Source organism: Sporosarcina sp. FSL K6-1522, from assembly GCF_038622445.1.
In the GTDB taxonomy this organism is placed as follows: Bacteria; Bacillota; Bacilli; order Bacillales_A; family Planococcaceae; genus Sporosarcina.
This window is the reverse complement of the sequence record NZ_CP152019.1, coordinates 3247414-3268981: the sequence shown is the minus strand read 5'-3', so window position 1 is coordinate 3268981 and position 21568 is coordinate 3247414. Positions and strand designations below refer to the sequence as shown.

Annotated in this window: 13 protein-coding genes, 5 pseudogenes and 1 riboswitch; of the genes and pseudogenes, 13 read left to right on the top strand and 5 right to left on the bottom strand. The window is 41.3% G+C overall.

The window, feature by feature from the left end; genetic code table 11:
- Positions 1–7: 7 nt before the first annotated feature.
- Positions 8–52: riboswitch (PreQ1 riboswitch) on the bottom strand.
- 149 nt (positions 53–201) lie between these two features.
- From hpaB to MKY34_RS16145, 6 genes are all read left to right on the top strand, one after another.
- Positions 202–1641 carry a 4-hydroxyphenylacetate 3-monooxygenase, oxygenase component gene (gene hpaB, locus MKY34_RS16170; protein WP_342512148.1) on the top strand — a complete coding sequence of 480 codons (1440 nt, stop codon included), beginning with the start codon at positions 202–204 and terminating at the stop codon, positions 1639–1641.
- Between the two features lie 243 nt (positions 1642–1884).
- A complete protein-coding gene (locus MKY34_RS16165) occupies positions 1885–2736 on the top strand; it encodes a formate/nitrite transporter family protein (RefSeq protein ID WP_342512147.1) in 852 nt (283 codons plus the stop codon).
- A gap of 236 nt (positions 2737–2972) precedes the next feature.
- The gene (locus MKY34_RS16160) at positions 2973–3467 is read left to right on the top strand and encodes a DinB family protein (protein WP_342512146.1); all 495 of its coding nucleotides are present in this window, start codon (positions 2973–2975) and stop codon (positions 3465–3467) included.
- A 622-nt stretch (positions 3468–4089) separates the two neighbouring features.
- The gene (locus MKY34_RS16155; RefSeq protein ID WP_342515282.1) at positions 4090–5466 is read left to right on the top strand and encodes a M28 family metallopeptidase; all 1377 of its coding nucleotides are present in this window, start codon (positions 4090–4092) and stop codon (positions 5464–5466) included.
- 185 nt (positions 5467–5651) lie between these two features.
- Complete coding sequence (locus tag MKY34_RS16150) at positions 5652–6851, top strand: M14 family zinc carboxypeptidase (protein WP_342512145.1); 1200 nt, start codon at positions 5652–5654, stop codon at positions 6849–6851.
- Positions 6852–6901: 50 nt separating this feature from the next.
- Entirely contained in the window at positions 6902–7945 is a 1044-nt protein-coding gene (locus tag MKY34_RS16145; RefSeq protein ID WP_342512144.1) for a M14 family zinc carboxypeptidase, read from the top strand.
- Positions 7946–8389: 444 nt separating this feature from the next.
- Here the strand turns inward: MKY34_RS16145 and MKY34_RS16140 are convergent, their stop codons facing one another.
- Positions 8390–9355 carry a S8 family peptidase gene (locus tag MKY34_RS16140; protein WP_342512143.1) on the bottom strand — a complete coding sequence of 322 codons (966 nt, stop codon included), beginning with the start codon at positions 9353–9355 and terminating at the stop codon, positions 8390–8392.
- A 2326-nt stretch (positions 9356–11681) separates the two neighbouring features.
- On the opposite strand from MKY34_RS16140, the gene MKY34_RS16135 reads away from it, so the two are divergent.
- Both MKY34_RS16135 and MKY34_RS16130 read left to right on the top strand, forming a co-directional pair.
- Positions 11682–13481 carry a DNA/RNA non-specific endonuclease gene (locus MKY34_RS16135; protein WP_342512142.1) on the top strand — a complete coding sequence of 600 codons (1800 nt, stop codon included), beginning with the start codon at positions 11682–11684 and terminating at the stop codon, positions 13479–13481.
- Between the two features lie 397 nt (positions 13482–13878).
- Positions 13879–15603 carry a sulfate adenylyltransferase gene (locus MKY34_RS16130; protein WP_342512141.1) on the top strand — a complete coding sequence of 575 codons (1725 nt, stop codon included), beginning with the start codon at positions 13879–13881 and terminating at the stop codon, positions 15601–15603.
- 175 nt (positions 15604–15778) lie between these two features.
- Here MKY34_RS16130 and MKY34_RS16125 read toward each other — a convergent pair whose 3' ends face one another.
- The 3 genes from MKY34_RS16125 to MKY34_RS16115 form a co-directional block, all read right to left on the bottom strand.
- Positions 15779–17176 carry a tyrosine phenol-lyase gene (locus MKY34_RS16125; protein ID WP_342512140.1) on the bottom strand — a complete coding sequence of 466 codons (1398 nt, stop codon included), beginning with the start codon at positions 17174–17176 and terminating at the stop codon, positions 15779–15781.
- A 287-nt stretch (positions 17177–17463) separates the two neighbouring features.
- A complete protein-coding gene (locus MKY34_RS16120) occupies positions 17464–17649 on the bottom strand; it encodes a gamma-type small acid-soluble spore protein (RefSeq protein WP_342512139.1) in 186 nt (61 codons plus the stop codon).
- 201 nt (positions 17650–17850) lie between these two features.
- Positions 17851–18786, bottom strand: coding sequence for a polysaccharide deacetylase family protein (locus tag MKY34_RS16115; RefSeq protein WP_342512138.1), 936 nt, complete (start codon positions 18784–18786; stop codon positions 17851–17853).
- 188 nt (positions 18787–18974) lie between these two features.
- Here MKY34_RS16115 and MKY34_RS16110 point away from each other — a divergent pair.
- The 5 genes and pseudogenes from MKY34_RS16110 to MKY34_RS16090 all read left to right on the top strand — a co-directional run.
- Positions 18975–19435: pseudogene (locus MKY34_RS16110) on the top strand (IS1595 family transposase); the annotation flags it as partial.
- A 352-nt stretch (positions 19436–19787) separates the two neighbouring features.
- Positions 19788–19979, top strand: a pseudogene (locus MKY34_RS16105) (hypothetical protein); the annotation flags it as partial.
- A 137-nt stretch (positions 19980–20116) separates the two neighbouring features.
- Positions 20117–20599, top strand: coding sequence for a DUF2975 domain-containing protein (locus MKY34_RS16100; protein WP_342512137.1), 483 nt, complete (start codon positions 20117–20119; stop codon positions 20597–20599).
- Positions 20592–20681, top strand: a pseudogene (locus MKY34_RS16095) (transcriptional regulator); the annotation flags it as partial. The gene MKY34_RS16100 and the pseudogene MKY34_RS16095, both read left to right, overlap by 8 nt.
- 415 nt (positions 20682–21096) lie before the next feature.
- Positions 21097–21394: pseudogene (locus MKY34_RS16090) on the top strand (sulfatase-like hydrolase/transferase); the annotation flags it as partial.
- A 1-nt stretch (position 21395) separates the two neighbouring features.
- On the opposite strand, the pseudogene MKY34_RS16085 reads toward MKY34_RS16090, so the two are convergent.
- Positions 21396–21566, bottom strand: a pseudogene (locus MKY34_RS16085) (helicase-related protein); the annotation flags it as partial.
- Between the last annotated feature and the right edge of the window lie 2 nt (positions 21567–21568).

Below are 21568 nucleotides of genomic sequence, written 5' to 3'. Positions count from 1 at the left end.
TCTAAACAGCTCCTTAGTTTTTTATAGAGGGAAGTTTTCGAACCTCTTTTTTTGAACCTTGTCAATGATAGCATAGATTGCTAATAATGAGGTGTCATAAATAAAAAAGTGTTAGATAAGGGCGTCCGCCAAATAGTCACCACCAACAAACAATCCTAATACTATACAACTAACGAAGTAGGGACGAAAAGGAGTGTGTATATGCCGGCGATTACAGGAAATGCCTACATTAATCGAATTGACCAACTGCAACCAACTGTCTGGATAGATGGGAAGCCTGTAACAGGGAAGATTTCCGAGCACCCCGCATTCAAAGGCATTATGAAAAGCCAAGCAGATCTATACGATTTGCAGCATGATGCCTCTTTACGAGAAATCATGACCTACCCGTCACCTTCATCAGGACAGCGAGTAGGCATGTCTTATTTACAGCCGACAACAACAGAGGATTTAGTGAGAAGACGGGTAATGGTTCAGCAATGGGCTAAATCGAACAATGGCATGATGGGGAGAAGTCCTGATTACATGAATACCGTCCTGATGGCATTGGCGTCGTCTGTCGGTTTTTTGGAGGGGAAAGAAAACTGTTTTCCTGAAAATGTCCTCGCATTCTATGAGTATGCCCGTGAAAAAGACCTATCCATGACCCATACATTTATCGATCCACAAGTAAATCGTACGCAGTTTTATTTTGAAGAGACCGATGAGCCTATTGCAGCGACAGTTGTGGGGCGTAATAAAGAGGGCATCGTTATCAAAGGTGCGCGTTTATTAGCGACACAAGGTGGCATTACCGATGAAATCGTCGTTATTTCGCCAGGTGGTGTGAAGGATGCCGCGAATGGCTTTGCCTTTGCGATTCCGAGCAATAGCGAAGGTCTACGATTTGTGTGCAGGGAATCATTTGTCGGCAGTGACTCTACATTTAATGATCCGTTGAGCGCACGCTATGAAGAAATGGATACGATTGTGGTCTTCGACAATGTGGTTGTCCCGTGGGCGCGCGTCTTTTATTATGACAACTTAGCCGTCGCCAATAACTTTATGGCGTGTAGTTCATATCTTCCCCTTACACTGCATCAAGTCGTCTCCCGGCAAATTGTGAAAACCGAATTTGTGCTAGGCGTTGTTCAGTCCATCGTCGACACCATCAACATTAGCGAGTATCAGCATGTGCAAGAGAAAGTATCTGAAATCATCGTAGCACTTGAAACGATGAAAGCCTTTGTAATCAAATCAGAAGTCGAAGCCGAACGGGATGAATGGGGATTTATGCGTCCGGATCAACCGACTTTGCAAATCGCTATTAACTTTTTTCCAAAGATTTATCCGCGCTTTACCGAAATCATTCAACTACTAGGTGCAAGCGGCTTGATGGCTATTCCAACAGAACATGATTTCCAATCCGAAATCCGTAAAGATTTAGACCACTACTTGCAGTCGAAGGGGAACAATGCGGAAGAGCGTGTGAAGATTTTCCGCTTGGCCTGGGATTTAACGATGAGCGCTTTCGGTACACGTGAAACCTTATATGAACGCTTTTTCTTTGGCGACCCTATTAAACTGGCGAGTCAGCTGTATGCTTCTTATGATAAGGAGCTGTATGTGCGACGAGTAGAGGATTTATTAAAGAGGAGTTAACAATCCCGCATTCTAAACAACAACCTATTGTTTAGAATGCGGGGTTTTTAGGTCATTTAGAAAGGATGTCATCGTTTTGTCACATTTAGTGAGGTGATTAAAACTGGGTGTTTAGAACGCTAGGTATTAATGGTAAACTACACAAGTGGATGAATAAAGGATGCGAAATTGTAAGGAAATATGAATTATTTTATAACTTTGTATTCTGAAGAGACAATGTAAAAGATCGCTGGAGGGAAAACGATGAAAGCAACAATTGGTGTGTTAGCTGACACCGCAGTTTCGAAAGTAACACTATTAAAGACTAGTAAAAGCAGGTATTTGACGACGACGATGATGGCAGGATTTTTTGTAGGATTGGGTGTCATTCTTATGACCACGATTGGTGGTTTGCTTGAACCGGCCAACTTCGCAGGAACGAAAGTTATTACAGGTATTGCTTTTGGGATCGCATTAAGCTTAGTATTAATGGCGGGAGCGGACCTTTTTACAGGCAATAATATGATTATGCCGATTGGCGCATTGACGAAAAAAACAACTTGGTATGATACGATACAAATTTGGACAGCGAGCTATGTGGGCAACTTGTTTGGTTCATTGCTTATTGCAGTGATGTTTTTCTATTCTGGCATGGCTTCTGGCGGAACGGCTGATTTTATAGTGGCCACTGCTAGTGCGAAGATGAACGCGCCCTTTATGGAACTACTGATGCGGGGGATTTTCTGTAATATCCTCGTTTGCCTAGCTGTTTGGTGTACATACAAATTAAAAAATGAAGCAGCTAAATTGATTATGATTTATGGCTGTATTTCTGCTTTCATCACATCAGGATTCGAGCACAGTGTTGCTAACATGACGATGCTGACATTGTCTTTAATGGTGCCGCATCCTGAAACAGTGACGTTTGCAGGGATGATCGCAAATCTAGTGCCTGTCACAATCGGCAATGCAATAGGCGGAGCCGTCTTCGTCGGAGCTGCTTACTGGTTCCTGTCATCTGAAAAACAGGTACAGGCCGTTGGTAGTCAAGCAACGACAAAGAAGGAGCAAAAGCCTTCTGCTACGAACAAATTGGGAGAACTACAAAACCAGTAAAACGATATCCTCATGTGAAACGCTATTAAATGGTTTTACATGAGGATTTTTATCTGGGGAGGAATGAATGTCAATTCCTCCCCAGATAAAAATCCGGACGTAATTACGCCGCGGCGTAATTGATTAAAAAAACTACTTGCGAAAATCAAGAAAAGCTTCTATCCTAGTAAGGAAATCTGTTATTTAGAAACGCCTAACAACGAAAACGTGTTGACGTGATCAAAGGAGACGCTTAGATGATTTTCGAAAAAAATAATCGCATCCGAACCAAGCTATTTCAATCCATTGAGGGACTAACGGATGAACAATTTAACCGAACCCCTTCTAACGGTGGATGGTCGCCGAAGCAAATTTTCGAACACCTTGTCAATATGGAAACAATGGTTGCAACCAATATAGCGAAAGAGCTCAAAAACCCGAATAGCCCAAAATCGATGAGCAAACCGATTGCTCTTATCACGAATCGCTTACTGAAAGTAGACGCACCAGTCTCAACAGCGCCGACAGAAACCTACAAATCGAAACTAGAGATGCAAAACGCGCTCTATGAATCGCATCTTTTCCTATTAGATGTTTATGAATCATGCTCAAAAGAAGTATTGCGCAGCAAATCATGCAAACACCCAGTTTTTGGACAGGTGCCATTAAGCCAATGGCTACCGCTTGTCGGCTTGCATGAGAAACGACATTTGAAACAATTGAGGGAAGTTATTGAGATGGGGCAGGAGTGAAAACTTGTAGATGACCAAAAATAGGGAATCGAACAGTACACGACAACAAAATAGCTTGAAAATGAAAATCAGCCACATAGATGGCTGATTTTTTGCTTGGAGATGAATTCGAAAACAGAAGTCCATATGTATCACAGTCCCTATCATGAAGGGAAAAGAACTTAACTGTTAGTTGTTATTTAATGTTAGTGCTAATTAATCATTCGGTAGAGGCGGTTTTGATTATTTAAAAGTAGTTATAAAGACTATTCGGAAGTTTGATTCTTATGAACCTTTCTTGTATAAAACAGTATGAACTTGTAACTGTTTTTAATCTTGGAGGGGGAATTGGTCAGTAAGAAAGAGAATGTACTTCGGAGACCGGAAAATTTTAAAAGAAATGGGGAAGCCGAATGAAGATAAAAAGGAAGTAGCAGGTATGGCATAGGGATGTTAGGACAAGAAGGGAAGCCTATGGACTTCGAATGGAATTAATAGTCGGAATAATTTGTTTATTATTATCACCAAAGAAAATTTTGAATTAGACAAAAAACAAGGCGGAGAGTGATTGATGATGAAAAAGGTGGATATCAAACAAAATACGTTGAGAAAAAAACTACTGACGTTTACGCTTGCAGGGGCAATGGTACTTAGCACCTCTTCATTCGCACCTTCGTTTGCGGCTACGGTTGAAAGCCCATCAACCAGCTATGCGATTGCTACAAATAATGGCAAATCGAACGCTGCTCATGATCAAAAAATTGTTAATCAAGTGAAAGCACAATGGGCCATTGAACATGTTCGTTATCTATCAGAAGAAATTGGTCCAAGACCTGGTGGACTTGAGGCCGAAAAACAAGGTGCTAACTATGTAGCAAAGACATTAAAAAGTTATGGGTACGAGGTAGAATTTCAATACTTCCCTGTTGCTGATCAGCTGATTGCTGATGTGTCATTTGGCGATGGTACTGCATGGCAAATGGGCGCGGCAGCGAATGGAGCGATAAGTGAGACACCTGTGCAAGGAGAGGTGATTTTTGTCGAAGATGGAACACAGGCGGGTGATTTTCCTGCTAATACGGCTGGGAAAATTGTGTTGCTGACACGAGCAAATTCGACAGCTGATTATCGCCTGCAAGTTGACAATGCAGTGAATGCGGGAGCGAGCGGTGTTATTTTGCAAAGTGTAGTAGGGGGTCGTGGAAACTACGGTTCTACCTTTAATCCAAGCTTGACAAAAACCTATGAGATTCCAGTGTACGGTGCTGCGTATATTCAAGGCGAATGGTTGAAAGAACAGTTGAATGATGGGCCTGTTACGATTGACTTAACGGCAAAACGTCATTCGAATCTTCAATCTGTCAACGTCATTGGAACGAAAAAAGCGAAAAACAAAAAAGGCGATGGCAAAGAAGTATTGCTAACGTCACATATCGATAGTGTCGTTGGGGCACCAGGCGCTAATGATAACGCATCTGGAACAGGCTTAATGCTAGAATTGGCTCGCGTATTCAAAAGTTCTAACACGGACCGAGACCTTAAATTTATCGCCTTTGGTTCAGAAGAGCGAGGGTTGCTTGGCTCTAGATATTATGTGGATCAACTAACCCAAGCTGAAAAAGATAATATCATCGGTGTATTCAATCCGGATATGGTTGCAACAAAATACGAAAAAGCGACACACCTTTACGCAATGACGGTAGATGGTAGTAAAAATCTTGTCACAGACTCAACGGTATCAGCGGGGGCTCGCCTTGGAAAATCCGATATTTTACCAGGTAAATTTGGCTCGAGTGACCACGTTCCATTCCATAATGCCGGAATTCCTGCCGCGCTATTCATTTGGATGGGGATCGATAGTTGGGATCCTCTTGTCTACCATATCGAAAAAGTGTATCACACACCGCAAGATACAATTGAAGACAATATTTCCGTTGACCGCATGCAATCTGCTTTAGAAATTATCGGTGCGGGTGTGTTTGACACTGTTCGGAAAGATGTGCCAGGTTTGAAGAGATAAGATGCTTGATCTGAATTCCGCATTCATCTCACCTCTGTAGTTGGCGAGATGAATGCGGTTTTGTTTCCTGGCCAGCGGGTGTTCAAACGCCCGCTGAACTCCGATAAAGCCTCCGGACGCAATTACGCTGAGGCGTAATTGATTGAAAAAAACAGCCGACAATGACAAAGGAGTGTGTTTGGTTCATGAAGAAGAAAATGGCGAGTACAGTAGGTATCTTGACGCTTTGCGCAAGCCTTGCAATGCCTGTTTATGCAGCAGCGGATACAGTGGGAAATCAAGGTTGGCATCATGACAATTCCATCTCAGGGTTCACAAATTATGAGGAGATGAAAAAACAACTTCAAAAAATTGAGAAATCGAGTCAGGGCAATGTCGTTGTGGAAGTGGTCGGCCAATCGAATAGAGGTCGGGATATTTATAAAGCAACTGTTGGGACAGGCAAAAAAGTCATACTCATCGAAAGTGAAATCCACGGGAATGAAAAAACGGGTACTGAAGCGGCTCTTAACCTGCTCAAGCAGATTGGTTCTAGTAATTCACCCGAAATCCGGAAAATTCGTGAAGAAGTAACACTCGTTTTCCTACCGAAAATGAACCCGGATGCTTCGGAAATGGACAAAAGGCGAAACGATATGACTTGGAATGAAATTCTTTCGAGCTTTCCGCAGTTAATCGATGCAAAGCCTGCTTGGAACTATATGGACCGTGGTATTAGCCAAATGTACGATTACGGTAAAAACCCAGGCTTCGACGTGAACCGCGACTTTAATCCGGATTTAGATTATGTTCCAGAAGCAAAAGACTTCCCAGGTAATTCAAGTTCACCAGGCTGGTTTATCACACCTGAAGCACAAACCGTGCGCGATGTGTACAAGTCTTTGAAAGAGGAATACGGAAAAGTGGATGTCTTTATTGATCTTCATCACCAGGGGATGTATTACGTTGAAGGCACGGCTGATGAAGTGACACTGTCCCTGTCTGCCCAATTTGTTCCAGACCCAAATACAGTAGCAGGTGCTAAATATGCGAAGTATAAAGATGACTACAACTATGATTTCTCAAGGCAATTGAATCTTGCTGCCTACAATGAATTGCAGTCTTACGGCAATTCACCTTTCAAAAATATTTCACTTTATTCACAAGGGCTCGACCTTCCGGGGACGGCATTGGGCACATTCGCTTTGAACGGCAGTGGTACGGTGCTCTTTGAGGTAAAAGGCCAGACCCAAATGATAGGGCAAAAAAAGAAAGGTCAACTTGTGAAAGCGGTTGAACGGGGTCTTACGGGTATTATCGAGGCGGTTGCTGATGGATCAGTCGAAGAGTTAAATCCTGAAGACTACGAGAAAATCCCGTTGACATCTTACAGCCCGACGAACTGAACCTGAAAAATGGGTAGCACAAACAATGAAACGTCAAGGGAGATAAAAACATGAAAAAATCCATACTCGCTATTACACTTGCAGGCGCAATGGCGCTAAGTGTATCCCCATTCGCGTCGCCTATTGCGGAAGCTGTTGGCAACGGGCCCAACTATGGTGGGAATGAAACAATCAATACATCCATTTTGCACACATATGACGAACTGGTAGCCAATCTGAAGAAGCAGGAAGCAAAACAAAAAGAGATGCAACTAGAAGTGATTGGCCAAAGCGTTAAAGGACGGGATTTGTATCTTGTGAAGTACATGAAAAATCCCGAAAATCCAACGATTTTATTCCTGACACAGCAGCATGGGAATGAGCAGCTAACGACAGAAGGGGCACTTGAATTCATCAAACACCTTGGGACCGGCAAGATGAAAGGCGTCACTGATGGTGTGAATATCTTAATCGTGCCTATGCTCAATCCAGATGGGGCAATGGGAGATGTCGACTTTTCCCTCGATGATTACATCGCAAGTGGCGATCGTCATCTAACGCGTTATAATGCGTTCGGAGTAGATTTGAATCGGGATCACGTGACGAAAATTCAGCCTGAAACGAAGGCACTGCATGACAATGTCATGCGCGCTTATGATATTGACTACATGATTGATTTACACCATCAAGGTAGCCAAAGTGAGCGTGATGGCAAGCTTGTGTCAGGCTCAATCCTTTACCCAACAACACCGAATGTCGATTCGGCTGTATTACAGAAATCGAAAAAGCTTGGTGCTGTTGTTTTTGATGCCGTCGATTCGACAGGGTGGGGGCATCTTGGGAAATATAATGGAGGTTCAGCGGAGACCATTAGTCGGAATGGCATCGCAGTAGAGTATGACATTGCCACGCTATTATTTGAGATGCGCGGTATGTCAGATCACTCTAATGAATCAGCTGTCCTAGGCCAGAAGAGTAATGGTTATTTGATCAAGCAAACGATCACAACATTGGATGCGACAGTACGTGCGATTGCAGACCGTTCGATTGAAAACAAAGATATTACATTCTGGGATACGCTTGCTACTCAAAATACACGTCCTTCGGATGAGTGATTAGGACTGACGTAGTGACAGTTCCTCCAGTCTATTTAGACAAGGCTTCGACAATTGAAGCATGACGTTTTATTGGCGAATATCCCCCATCCTTATCAATTTGACAAGGAGGGGGATGTTTTTTGTTGAATATCAAACACTTATTTCTACTAAACGCCCCGTGAGCTATAGCGGGGACTATATTCGTCTTAATAAAATTTTACATATTTTAGTCAACCTACAAGTAATTAAGCGCTGTACCTGTTTGACAATGGCCGGTCACGTTCGCCATGAACGGCACAAAAAATATTTCACATTTCAAAATAAAAATACATAAAATAATCAGCCGTTTATCTACACGGCTGATTATTCTCTGAAATCGTTGTGTATTTCCTGAGTCGTGTTGCATGTGGCGCACAGATGTTTAAAAAAGCTTGTGCGCCTAGCACCACTTTTTAAGCTAAATCACTGTGCATGCAAAACCAACGTTTTCATTTCTCCCTCAAATACATTGCTCAAGTGCTCAAGAACCGTTAAATAGACGAGTCCATTCCCTTCAAGTTTTGGCGAGAATCCTAGTGGAATGGTTCTTTTAATCAGCTGGGCATAGAGCTCTGGCTCAGAAAGTTGCCGTTCGAAACGGTTGTTGACTACATTTTTAATAAGGGCCAGTGCTCCAGAAACATGGGGGGCAGCCATCGAAGTTCCGCTTAACTTAGCGTATTTTCCGTTTAAAAAGGTAGAGAGGATCTCTTCACCCGGTGCAACGACATCGATTTCGTTGTGAGAATTGGTGAAATTGGAAGAGCGCCGTTCCTGATTAATGGCACCTACGGAAATGACTTCGTTATAATAGCCAGGAAAGGCGAATTCATCGGTTGAATCGTTGCCATCACCCTCATTACCGGCTGCGCAAACTACGAGGATATTGTTCGCGACAGCTTTTTTGATTGCTGTGTGAAGTGCAGGTGAATCGTGTGGACCTCCTAGTGACATAGAGATAATATCCACTTTCTGTTCGATTGCGTAATTGATGCCATTGATAATCCACTCATATTGTCCCGAGCCATTTTTATTCAATACCTTTACAATGAGCAAACTCGCTTCAGGGGCAACTCCGACTACGCCTTTATCGTTTTTCTGGGCTGCAATCGTTCCGGCGACGTGCGTTCCATGGCCATTGTAATCGAGGAATATAGTTGGATTGCTTCTATCGTCATCTGTAAAGTTCCGACCGCCTATAATCCGTTCTTGTAAATCGGGGTGTCTACTATCGCATCCTGTATCCAGAACAGCTACCGTCATGCCTTTTCCTTTTGTGGCATTCCAAATCTTTGGTGCTTGAATTAAATCCACACCCGCAGGAACTTCATTGACCTCTGCGACTTTTACAATCACTTCGTATGGGATTAAATGAGCAAAATTCTCCATTTTATACCTCCTCATTATATGATTTAATCGTTTTATCATTCATTCGCAAATGTAAAGCGAACATATTGCGCCTCTTCACAATTGTGGGCAGTACGCAAAAAATGTTTCTAAAAGAGGAGCTTACTGCATATCTTGAGTGGTTGTTACTTATATATGGAGTCGTGGTAAGTTCAATTTGCGCAAGCTCCTGAAAAATGACTGAAATCAAGCTCGATCTTGTAAGCAATGACTAAACACGATGATATCTAGGTTCGCAAAGGCATGCTGGAACGAGATGTTACACTTTTGATGGCAATCCATCATATAATAAAAAATGTAACATACAATAAAAAAGGATTGGGCGTTTGAGCATTCAGTCCTACAAGCGTAAACAGTAAGACGAATTCATAGACGGTTTTGTGCATCTTACGACGTGTAAATGGTTGGTTAGAAAAAGCAGTTGGCCGAGAGTGCAGAAGTAATTGTCCACACTTTTGCCGAGGGAGGACGGTTACTTCTTTCTTGATAAGAAAAAGACGACTGACAACAACACTGATATAGCAGCAATCCACCCTCCAGATATTTGTAGGAGTAAGCTCAGTGTTTCGTACGTTGTCATGGGTTTTCACCTCCCTTCAATTGGGGTGCCTAACAATCCGCCGTACATAAACTAAAATGAAGGTGTAGTTTTTAATAAGTGAAGCATAAGATAGGTAGTGCTTCTATTATGTATATGTGCAATAAATAGGTATATGTCGAATTGTTGCCGGAAATACTAGAAAATCTTGGTGAACCACTCTTCGCTCTCAGTGTAGGGCTGATCTTCCTCGTTTGGACTTCCTAATCGATATAAAAATAATATTCACATTTTGTTCAAGCATAATGGATTCTATTAATGATTTACTCATATCGTAACGAGCTATTTTTATTCAATACCTTTGCAATAAGCAAATTTGTAGCGAGGGCTACTCTGATTGCGCTGCCGGGGAGTAAACGTTTCGGTAACACGGGTTACAAATTCATATAAATTAATGAATAAATTGGTAACGATTCCATATAAATCATACCATTATCTGATTATTCCGTCCAATTAGTTTTGAATAAATTCAATAATAGATTCAGAAGTCTTATTAAAAAGGGATCCTCTTTAGCGCTTAGTAACTATTTCGGGCGAAATACTAAAAGAGATGTCTATTTTTAGTAGTACATGCGACATCTTAAATGTAACCGATACTTACATATTGAGTCGGAGTAAATCCTGTATGTGCAAGCTGCTAAAAAAGAATTGAATCGAGCTTGATCTCTATTCAATGACTATGCACGAAGATATTGATGTTTGCAAAAGCATGTAGAAGCGAGATGAAACACTTTTGATGGCAATTCATCATATAATAAAAAACGTCACATACAATAAAAAAGGATTGGGCGTTTGAGCATTCAGTCCTTCAAGCGTAAACAGTGAAACGTATTTATGGACGATTTTGTACAACGTACGACGGTGTCAATGGTTGGCTAAACAAAGCAGTTGACCGAGAGTGCAGAAGTAATTGTCCACACTTTTGCCGAGGGAGGACGGTTACTTCTTTCTTGATAAGAAAAAGGTGATTGATAACAGTACTGACATCGTAGCAAATCATCTACTCGGTAGTGAGGGGGAAAAGCTCGTTGTTCTGTATGTTGGTATGGGTTTCACCCCCTTCAATTAGAAATTCTTAACATTCTGTCGCGCATTTTCCGTTCATGAACTGAAGTCAAGGTGCTTTTTGATTGGGTGAGGAATAAGATAGGTAGCGCTTCTATATATATATGTGTCAGAAAAAGATTTATGCCGAATTATTACAAATAATGTTGGGGGATTTCATTGAATAAGTTTTTTTCCATATAATAAAGTGAAAATATAGATTGTACAGGAAGGAAAAAATCGTTCTGGACACTTTGATGTTCAAAACGATTTTTTGAATTTCTTAAACACTAAACTGGTTCGCAGCTCTGCTCATCTCCTCACTCAACTTCGTCATCGTTTCTACTATAAAGCCAAATAAAAGCAATGAAAACAGGTTTTGAATGACTAAAACTGCGTTTGGATTATTTTGGCACCCCTACACATAAAACAAACATCGACAATGATAAAGAAGTTGTTTAATCCAAAGTGATTCAAAAGCAACTATACACGCAGTACTAATGTCTGATTCAGTTATTTTTTGGCTAATCAATAGACGAGTTATTTTGGGTCTAAAATCGATTGGATTATCCTGAAAAAGTAACTGTTAAAAAAGTGGTATTAGTGTTAGAATAGTCGGAGTTATTAGAAAATGTTGCGGTTTCATTATTTAAGATGGGGGGGAATATGTCAATGAAGCGACTTGAAAAGTTTGAAAATTTTAATATGGATCTTGTAGATTTGCAGCAACAACAAGCATTGGAGCGTTATATTGCGCGTTCTAGTAAACGTGAACAAATGGCTAGTGAACTAGAAACTAAAAATCCTTTGGAAGTAGATACGCCTGAGCGAGTTGCACTTCGTAAAGCAATGATTGATCCACGTGATGGACTTGCGATGGAACGTATTATTGGCCAAGATGATCTATTTCCGATTTCTTATCTGGAAGCGGGTCTACAAGCAGCCAATCCAGTTTGTAGAATTGAGATTCGCGACCGCATAGGCAGAGTTCTCGGACATGCTACAGGATTTCTTGTTTCGCCATCTTTATTGCTTACAAATCATCATGTTTTGGAAAACGAAGATATGGCCCAGTTCAGTATCGCGCAATTCAATTATGAAGTCGGTCTTGACCTAAAAGAACGTCCAATGAAAAGCTTCCGTTTAACACCCGAGCGTTTCTTTATAACGGATCAGAAGCTTGATTTTACATTAGTCGCGATAGGGGAAGTGTCTGCGGATGGCACAAACGTAAGCGATTTTGGGTTTTTGCCTCTCATCTCGCAAACGGGCAAGGGGTTGGTTGGTGAATATGTATCAATTATTCAACATCCTTCGGGTGCACCCAAAGCTGTAGCGATTAGAGAGAATCAAATTTTGGATGTATTTGACGATTATATTCACTACTCAACAGATACCATGCCAGGATCCTCCGGTTCGCCTGTCTATAATGACGAATGGATTGTAATCGCCCTCCATCATGCAGGCGTTCCAGATCCAAAAAACCGGACTGAATTTATAGCCAATGAAGGGATTCGCATCAGCAGTATTATCCAGTTTGTCGTTGAGAAAGGCGCCAACTTCAGTGATGATCAAAAAATGTTGCTGAATGACATTGTGAAAGAGTGGGGAGTCCTCGATCATACTAGTGAAGGGATGGTCGTTGAGGAGTTAAGCGGTTCGTGGTATGAGGGGACTACCGGTTATGACACACGATTTTTTGGTGAAGACTATGAAGTTCTTCATCCGAAATTCCGGTCAGATCTTGAACAGGATATTGCCCAGTTAAAAGACGGAAGCAACGTGCTCCATTATACGCATTTTTCAATTGTAATGAGCAAGTCACGCCGTTTAGCCTATTATACGGTGGTGAATATTGACGGCAATCAATTGATGAAGATTGGCCGTAATGACAAGTGGTATCTCGATTCTCGCATTGAAACAGAGTACCAGTGCGGTCCTGAATTATATGCAAATAATTCGCTCGATCGGGGACATCTTGTCCGCCGGCGTGATCCAGTTTGGGGAGATTCAGCAAAAAAGGCGAATCAGGATACGTTCCATTTTACAAATTGTGCTCCCCAGCACAGTAAGTTGAATCAAAAAAGCTGGCTGGATCTGGAGAATTATATTTTAGACAATGCCGAAAACGCAAATCTTAAAGTGACAGTGTTTACTGGACCCGTTTTTCGGATGGATGACATTTTTTACAGAGGCGTTCAGATACCGGCGGAATTTTGGAAAATAGCTGTTATGGTTAAGAAAGATGGAAGCCTATCTGCAACTGCTTATTTGCAGACTCAAAAAAATCTTATCGAGAATTTGGAATTTTCTTATGGTGAATATAAAACGTATCAAGTACCCATTACAAAAATTGAAACGCTGACGGGTCTTGATTTTGAACATTTACGTGATCACGACCCCATCCATCAATTAGAATCGACGATGGGATATGTCATCGAGGCATCCGAGGATATAAAACTCTGAAGTTTGAACTTTTTAGGGTATTGAAATGTAGCTAGTGAATTGAAAAAAACTTGCATGCTCTCTATATAGTCATTAGGGAAATATAATGGAGCTTCAGCCGTGACCGTTCTATTGAAAACAAGGATCTTACATTCTGGGATTCGCTTGCTACTCAAAATACACGTCCTTCGGATGGGAAATATAGATGACGGGCAGTTTTAGCCAGCATGGTATACTCGATACTAAACTCCAAGACAAGTATGGTTGAATACAATTCTTGAAGTTATTTATAATCTTTTAGTGAATGAATTATATTATCTGAGTATTTGATTATTTCTGGATATAAGTATATAGTAGTAGTGAATGTGCAGTATTTTTCCGTATAGAAACAACTATTTTGAACGTGGGAGGGAATGGGATGGTAAATGCTATTCAGAAAAACACGTTTGCGAATTATCCGCAACAGCCTCATGGCGGTAAATTAGTGGATAAAGTCGTGATAGGAAAAGAGCGGGAAGAGGAACTAGTCAGAGCCAAACAGCTACCGACGATTATGGTAGATATGGAGGCTTCTATCACGCTTGAAATGATTGCGACAGGGGTTTTATCGCCGAATGAGGGCTTTATGAACGAGGCAGATTATAATTCAGTTCTGACGACAGGACGATTAACGAGTGGCGTTATTTGGCCAGCGCCGTTAAGCTTTGCGCCAATCGGTAATCGCAACAAAGAAATCGTGAAGTCCCTGAAAGTTGGGGATGAGGTGACACTGGCTGATGAAAACAATGAACCGGTTGCGATTTTACAAATAGAAGATATTTTTCAATATGATAAAGAAAAGCGTGCATCTGCTTTATTCGGAACGACCGATCGGAATCATCCTGGGGTCGATGCGATTTATAGACGAATGGGAGATGTGTCGTTAGGCGGACCGATTCGATTATTACGGCGAGTGGATTGGGGACCATTCGAAAAACTTCGTCTGGAACCAAAAGATACATGGCGGATTTTTTATGAAGAGAAAAAGTTTCGGACAGCCGCAGGGTTTATAACGGGGGCGAATCCGCTGCATAGGGGACATGAGTATATTCATAAAAACGCTTTGGAAGAATTAGACGGCTTGCTACTGCAACCGTTAGTGGAGATGGCCAAACGTGAATATACACGTCATGAATTTCGGATGTTGTCGTATCGAAGTGTTTTGGACACGTATTATCCACAAGGTCGTTCCATTCTCGCACCTTTGCGCGTCACGTATATTTTCGCAGGACCACGCGAGACTGTTTTACATGCCTTAATTATGAAGAACTATGGCTGTACGCATGCGCTTATTGGACGAGACCATGCAGGCATCGGCGATTATTATGATAAATATGCGAGCCATAGTATTTTTGACGAGTTTAAACCAGAAGAATTAGGCATCGATATTCGACTGTTTCATGAAGTCTTTTACTGCACACGTTGCGATAGCCCAGCGACAGGGCAATCCTGTCCGCATGATGAACAGTACCGCATTAATATTTCGGGTACGGGTATTCGTGAAATGCTGCGTCATGGGATTATGCCACCCAAGGAAATTGTGCGGCCTGAATCCGCTCGTATTGCGATGCAAGGGGTTCAGCCGAAAGGGCTCGATGAGCTTGAAAGATCCATTTCACCTGTTGGCAAAACACTGAAAAGCATATTCCCTTTCTATTTGGAAAGGACGGGGCTTGGTGGGCGAAAACGCATTAGTCCATTGACAGTGGAGGAACTGACAAATCTTGATTTGGAGGCGGCGAACTTGGATGTTCGTACCAATGCGGACCGCATCTATCGCGACATTTTTGATGAGTATAGTCGCGTCGGAGATGTCAATCGCAGTTTGCAGCCGGAATGGATTGCAGATGCTCGTGCGTCATTACACAGTCAACAAGAAATGGTCATTCAAGATTTGGAGGAGAAAGTAGCACAAGCATCGGCTACAGCTTCCGACGAATTCTTGTATCAGGATAAGGAAGAAGCCCAGCGCGAGCTAGATATCGCGAAAAAGATTCTTGGAGACATTCCGAAAGTGCTCAGTGATGAACACTTCCAAGAACGCATATGGAATCTTCTCCCTTATCATCGATATCGGGGGAGCGATGAACCGGACCAGGAGTGAGTTTGGACTAGATAGTTGGTGAAATGATAGAGCGTATCACTTGGATGAATAAGTGATACGCTTTATTATTTCTTACTGCATTCGGTATTTTATAAGTTAGGCAACGATGTGAACAAACGAGCCGCTAGAGTCTATTCAGGGCTCCTTACAATTGACAAACTCTTTTCCGATTATCTTAGCTGAACAGTTCTCCACTTCCTGAAAGAGGGGAGAAACGTGCGTTGAAGAAGCGTAGTGTTGGCGGTTCATAATCCATGTGTAATCCGCAAATGGCATCTCGTTTTTCGTATAGGGTCAAAATCGAATCGACGACGACGTCCATATGATTATTCGTGTACACGCGGCGGGGGATGGTCAGTCGGACGAGTTCCAGCTTTGGCGTATTGTGTTTACCCGTGGCAATGTCACGTCCGGCTGAAATGATTCCCCGCTCCATACTGCGTACCCCTGAATCCAGGTAAAGAGCAGCGGCAAGTGCTTGGGCTGGGAACTCTTCTTGTCGTAAATGAGGGAGGAATGCTCGTGCATTCAGAAATACGGCATGACCTCCAATTGGTTTAACGACTGGAATGCCCGCATCAATCAGCTGTTGGCCAAGATGGCGAACTTGACCGATTCTGTGCTCGATGTAATGATCATCGACCGCTTCCCGAATCCCGATGGCCATCGCTTCCATATCACGTCCGGCCATCCCGCCATAAGAAGGCATCCCTTCGTAGACAACGACAAGCTCCCGTGATCGAATATACAAATCCTCATCATTCATCGCTAGGAAACCGCCGATATTAACGAGACAGTCTTTTTTGCCACTCATCGTACAGCCGTCCGAATAGGACATCATTTCTTTTAAAATCGCCGCAATTGACCGATTCGCGTGACCCGCTTCTCGTTCTTTGATGAAGAAAGCATTTTCAACACAGCGCGTCGCATCTAGCATGACATCAATGCCATGTGATGTGCATAATGCATAGACATCTTTCATGTTTTGCATGCTAACAGGCTGACCGCCCGCAAGATTCACCGTCACTGCAAGACAGACATAGGGAATGTTGTCGGCACCCACTTCATTGATTAGCTTTTGCAATTTTGTCAAATCGACATTACCTTTGAATGGATGTTCAATAGAAGGATCATGTGCTTCGTCGATAATAATATCGACAAACGTAGCGCCATTCATCTCCTGATGGGCCCGTGTCGTTGTAAAGTACATGTTGCCCGGTACATAGTCACCTTGTTTGATTTTCAATTGAGATAAAATATTTTCCGCTCCACGGCCCTGATGTGTTGGCAATACAAATTGAAAGCCATAGACATCGCGAACAGCCGACTCTAACTTCTTCCAACTTTTGCTTCCTGCATACGCTTCATCGCCCGTCATCAGCGCTCCCCATTGTGCATCACTCATCGCCGTTGTCCCACTGTCCGTTAATAAATCGATATAGACATCTTCTGAGTCGATTAGAAACGTGTTGTAGCCTGCGCGTGCGAGAGACTTTTTCCTCTCTTCAAAAGATAGCATGGATAATGTTTCGACACTTTTAATTTTGAACGGTTCCGCAGTTCTCCTTTTCATACCAACATCCCCTTTCAGAAGTATCCTTCATAATAATAAATATATCGTTGAGGTATGGAGGTTACGACTGATAAATAGTTAATAATAAAAACCCAGCCAAACCATAGCCGAAATCTTTGCCTTTGAACAAAAATAGCCCAGTCCTCGAAAGGAGCATGGGCTTGATTGTGTCAATGATTGTACGCTTATGGCTAATTTATTTTTGTTTTGCCGATAATGGGTCGTTCGTTTTGAAGATTTCCCGTTAATGTTTACAATTCGCTTGAGAAGAGGTTCTTTTCATTGGATTACTGATTTTTCTTTCTTGCTTCATTTACACTAGTATCACTATAAATTGCCGTTCCGAATCCCCCTGTTTTCGCGAGTATTTCTTTTATTTCATTATAAGTCGGGCCTGAGTTTGCATTTTGTCTTTTGACTTCCTCAATATCTGTACCTGCTTCCGTGAATCTTTTTTGAGTGTGGCTGTCCATTAAAACGCCTCCAATTTTTATAGCCTTATGGTCTCACAAAAGAAGGTTTTTACTCTGGAACTTCCTGTTATGTTTTGATAACCGATTAATTGGTGCTTGGGAAGCCGACCTTGTTCCATCGGCGTTCACAAATCAATCGTCTGGGCCATCATTCATGGGCTTCTAAGCTGGCTTTATGTCCTTTATTTTGTTCGGGTGTTCTTATTCTTTAAGATCAATGCGATCCTCACTCATGATTTCGGACACTGTTCCGAGAACATAGCCTTTTTCCTCAATACCCTCTATCATTTGCCCCAAACCTTCAGCAACCGGCTTGGTGGGATGCATTAATACCATCGAACCGCTACCAACTTCAGATAGGACCTTCTGAACCATGTCCGATGTCGCGGGCTTCCGCCAATCAACCGTGTCGACTGTCCAAAGAACGGTGTACATATCGAGTTTTCGTGCAATGTCCACGGTCTGCTGATTAAAACTTCCGCTCGGTGGGGCGAACCACTTCGGTTGAATGCCTAACGTTTGTTCAATGACGTCACTTGTCTTTTTCAATTCATTGTTTGTTTCCTGTTGCGATAAATGTTGGAGATCTGGGTGACTATAAGCATGGTTGCCGATTTCATGGTTGTCTTGATAAATCAACTTGGCTAAATCGGGATTTTTTTTCACCCAGCTCCCGTCAAAAAAGAACGTAGCCTTTACTTCGCGTTTTTTCAGCGTTTCAAGGATTGTGGGAATGAATTCATCTCCCCATGCGACATTGATGAATAAGGCAACCATTGGTTTTTCAGGGTTTCCACGATAAATTGGCGATGGAGATAAATCACTTAAATGAACTTTCGGCGCGACTTCTTTCAAGATAAGCTGGGCCGCGTCAAACTTTTGCCCCGGTGACATCTTTCGAAGGCTTGCATCGATATCCACTGACAATCCGTTGTAGCCTGGGATTGCCTTCCATACTCGGTCAATCTTCGCATCAATGGGTTCCGTACGATGTTCTTCCGCATACGATTGAATCTCTTCAGCTAAAGTCTTCTTTTCAACCTGTGATGATGTGTGTACAGGCTTCGACATACTGCCAAATAACACCACAACTAAACCAACAAATAGTATGCTCAGTAGCGGGGATGTCCTTTTCATTTGCGCCTCCTATATTTAACTTCATATATATAGTCATCCCCAAAAACGTTTTTTCAATTCGGGAATATGTTGCAAGTCGTTTTATGCGTATTGACAGATGGATGTCGATTCAATATTTGATTTATAGAAATCTATGTTCTGTAATAGGTTTAACTATATAAAAGTTACCGATGACCGTGAGAGCACCTGATACTCTTACTGCATCGTCCTCGACAGGAACTGTTCTAGAAGAAATATCTAAGCGTAAAAACAAGAGTGGCTATCATTGTCCTGATTGCGAGTCGGAGTATATTGTTCGGTTTGGTGGATATTCAACTATAGTTGATGGTGAAGAAATTAAAAACAATGTTATCGCTGTAAAGCGTGTAAAATGACATTTATTGACCTCACAAATACCACACTGTATCGAACTTGTCGTTTTAACCAATGGGTAAAATTTATAGAATGTATGATGGAAGTATACTCACTGCGTAAGTCTGCTGAATTAGTTGGCAATGTATCTCACGTCAAATCATTCTACTGGAGACACAAACTTTTATCAGCACTAAAAAAAATGGATATATCCAACTTCGAGGGTATCGTCGAAATGGACGAGACCTATTTCTTATACTCAGAAAAAGGACAAAGAAGGATTAAAGATAGAAAGCCCTGAAAACGTGGTGGTCCCGCAAAGAAACATCATTGAGATGCTTTGACGGCTCTTTTTTCTTGTTCAACTAAAGGGCAGTTTAGTTGAAGATGGAGTACCCTTGAAGAAAGAAGATAAATAAAAAAGTCGATTTCTTTGAATGGAATCGACTTTTTATTGGGTTGAAGAAGAAATGTTTTTTCGCCAAGCTTTCTCCATCTACTTCAAAATTATTGTTATTTTAATAATGAACAGCGTTGTCTGTTCCTCCACTTACATCAATAACATCGCCCATAATAGAAACTGACAATGGTGAGGATAAGAATGTAATCACATTGGCTATCTTTTCAGCTTTAAATAAGCGTCCGATTGAATTTCTGTCCTTCGTACTTCCTACAACTTCTTTTTGCCATACAATTCAGACAAAGTGAAGGCTACACCAGCTCAAAGATTGGGGATTGCCGATAACCAATTTACGATGAAGGATATTATTTATTTAAGTAGGTTCTGTTATCTTTCGTTGTTGATTTACTTTATTAAGCTATTTGGAAGTTTTGTTGAATAAGTTGTAAATTTAACATTTTAAAGTAAGAGCATATCTAAATAGCAATAATAATATGTCGGTAAACGATAATGATTTATTGTAAAACGATAAATTATATGATAAAATCATGTTGTTATTAATTAAGTGAGGTGTTTTAAATGAATGTTAAACGAGGTTCAACCACGTTCTTAAAGGTAATTATTTTTCTGATTGGAATTGCAGTGCTTGCCGTGTGTATATTTTTATTTCCTGAAGCAGCGAGAAGAGACGCGATAGAACGTCCAGGTGATTATTCGCTATATCCACTTTTGGTATGTGCATATGGAATATGTATTACTTTTTCTGTAGCGTTGTATCAAGTATTTAAACTTTTAACTTATATCGAAAAGAACAATGCTTTTTCTGAGTTATCTCTTAAATCTTTGAAGGTAATAAAAAAATGCGCTTTTACTGTCATTTTCTTCATTTTGTTAGCAATAGTTTATTTAAGGGTACATGCTCAATTCACAGGTGATGATGCAGCAGGTCCTATATCACTAAGTCTAATGGGGATTTTAGCAACAAGTATCATCGCGGCCATTGTGGATGCACTTCAAAAGCCATTAAAAAATGTCCCAGATATTAAGTCGAAAAATGATTAACGGTGTTGATGTGATATTGGCAAAAAGGAAAATGAGCGTAACAGAACTTTTGGAGAGGGTTAGAATTATTATGGATAATATTTAAAAAAATAGGAAAGTGAAAGCGGTTCGTTTTTCATCAGTAGAATCATAATTATTTTCTTTTTGATTAAGTATTACTCAGAAGAGGTTTTTGAAAACATTAAACAGTGGTGGGATAATATGATTCGATTATCTAAAGGTTTGTAAATTTTAATAAGCAAATAATTCAAGATAGAACTTTCGTTAAATAGGAAGTTCTATTTTTTACGCCTAATATCAACTTTGAACTTTAATAGAGTTTTTTTAAAATAAATTCACTAGGCTAATCCCAGTTGTTTAATCAAGGTAACTATATCCTACATATCGTAAAGAAGGGCGTAATCTTAAATAGGGTGGTAATTACAATGTATTTACATAAAACAGGAAGGTGTTTTGGCCATCACAATCAAAAGAAACGACCCATTATTCTTTTTGTAATGGTTGATCAAGAAGGTTTCCGACTGTCTACGAAACTGATGCATTACTGGAGTGGCAAAAAGAAAATTTAGTTGAACATGAATTATTACGAAAAAACGGCATGGAATTTGTTAACCATTAAGCGGGTAGTTCTGCTTGTTCACCGAGTCGAGTGACATTGTATACAGGACAATATCCTTCACTTCATGGAGTGACTCAAATACCCGGCGCTGCCAAGCAATCCTTTGACCCGGATCTATTTTGGCTCGATCCAAACACGGTCCCACAATGGGCGATTATTTTCGGGCGGCGGGCTATAATGCGATTTTTCATCTACAATGCGCAAATCACGACTGATTTGCTGTATAAAGACAGTCAATGATTCCAGCGGTCGCACAAACAACAACGTATCGACTTGTGGAATATCGATACCTTCGCTAAATACATCGACTGTGAAAATATTGTCAAGTTTTCCTGCTTCAAGCTGTTGTC

What these genes read in the sequence shown, in the direction of transcription:
- hpaB (WP_342512148.1), top strand. Translation starts at nt 202, where the DNA reads ATGCCGGCGATTACAGGAAATGCCTACATTAATCGAATTGACCAACTG.
- MKY34_RS16165 (WP_342512147.1), top strand. Translation starts at nt 1,885, where the DNA reads ATGAAAGCAACAATTGGTGTGTTAGCTGACACCGCAGTTTCGAAAGTA.
- MKY34_RS16160 (WP_342512146.1), top strand. Translation starts at nt 2,973, where the DNA reads ATGATTTTCGAAAAAAATAATCGCATCCGAACCAAGCTATTTCAATCC.
- MKY34_RS16155 (WP_342515282.1), top strand. Translation starts at nt 4,090, where the DNA reads ATGGTACTTAGCACCTCTTCATTCGCACCTTCGTTTGCGGCTACGGTT.
- MKY34_RS16150 (WP_342512145.1), top strand. Translation starts at nt 5,652, where the DNA reads ATGAAGAAGAAAATGGCGAGTACAGTAGGTATCTTGACGCTTTGCGCA.
- MKY34_RS16145 (WP_342512144.1), top strand. Translation starts at nt 6,902, where the DNA reads ATGAAAAAATCCATACTCGCTATTACACTTGCAGGCGCAATGGCGCTA.
- MKY34_RS16140 (WP_342512143.1), bottom strand. Translation starts at nt 9,355, where the DNA reads ATGGAGAATTTTGCTCATTTAATCCCATACGAAGTGATTGTAAAAGTC.
- MKY34_RS16135 (WP_342512142.1), top strand. Translation starts at nt 11,682, where the DNA reads ATGTCAATGAAGCGACTTGAAAAGTTTGAAAATTTTAATATGGATCTT.
- MKY34_RS16130 (WP_342512141.1), top strand. Translation starts at nt 13,879, where the DNA reads ATGGTAAATGCTATTCAGAAAAACACGTTTGCGAATTATCCGCAACAG.
- MKY34_RS16125 (WP_342512140.1), bottom strand. Translation starts at nt 17,176, where the DNA reads ATGAAAAGGAGAACTGCGGAACCGTTCAAAATTAAAAGTGTCGAAACA.
- MKY34_RS16120 (WP_342512139.1), bottom strand. Translation starts at nt 17,649, where the DNA reads ATGGACAGCCACACTCAAAAAAGATTCACGGAAGCAGGTACAGATATT.
- MKY34_RS16115 (WP_342512138.1), bottom strand. Translation starts at nt 18,786, where the DNA reads ATGAAAAGGACATCCCCGCTACTGAGCATACTATTTGTTGGTTTAGTT.
- MKY34_RS16100 (WP_342512137.1), top strand. Translation starts at nt 20,117, where the DNA reads ATGAATGTTAAACGAGGTTCAACCACGTTCTTAAAGGTAATTATTTTT.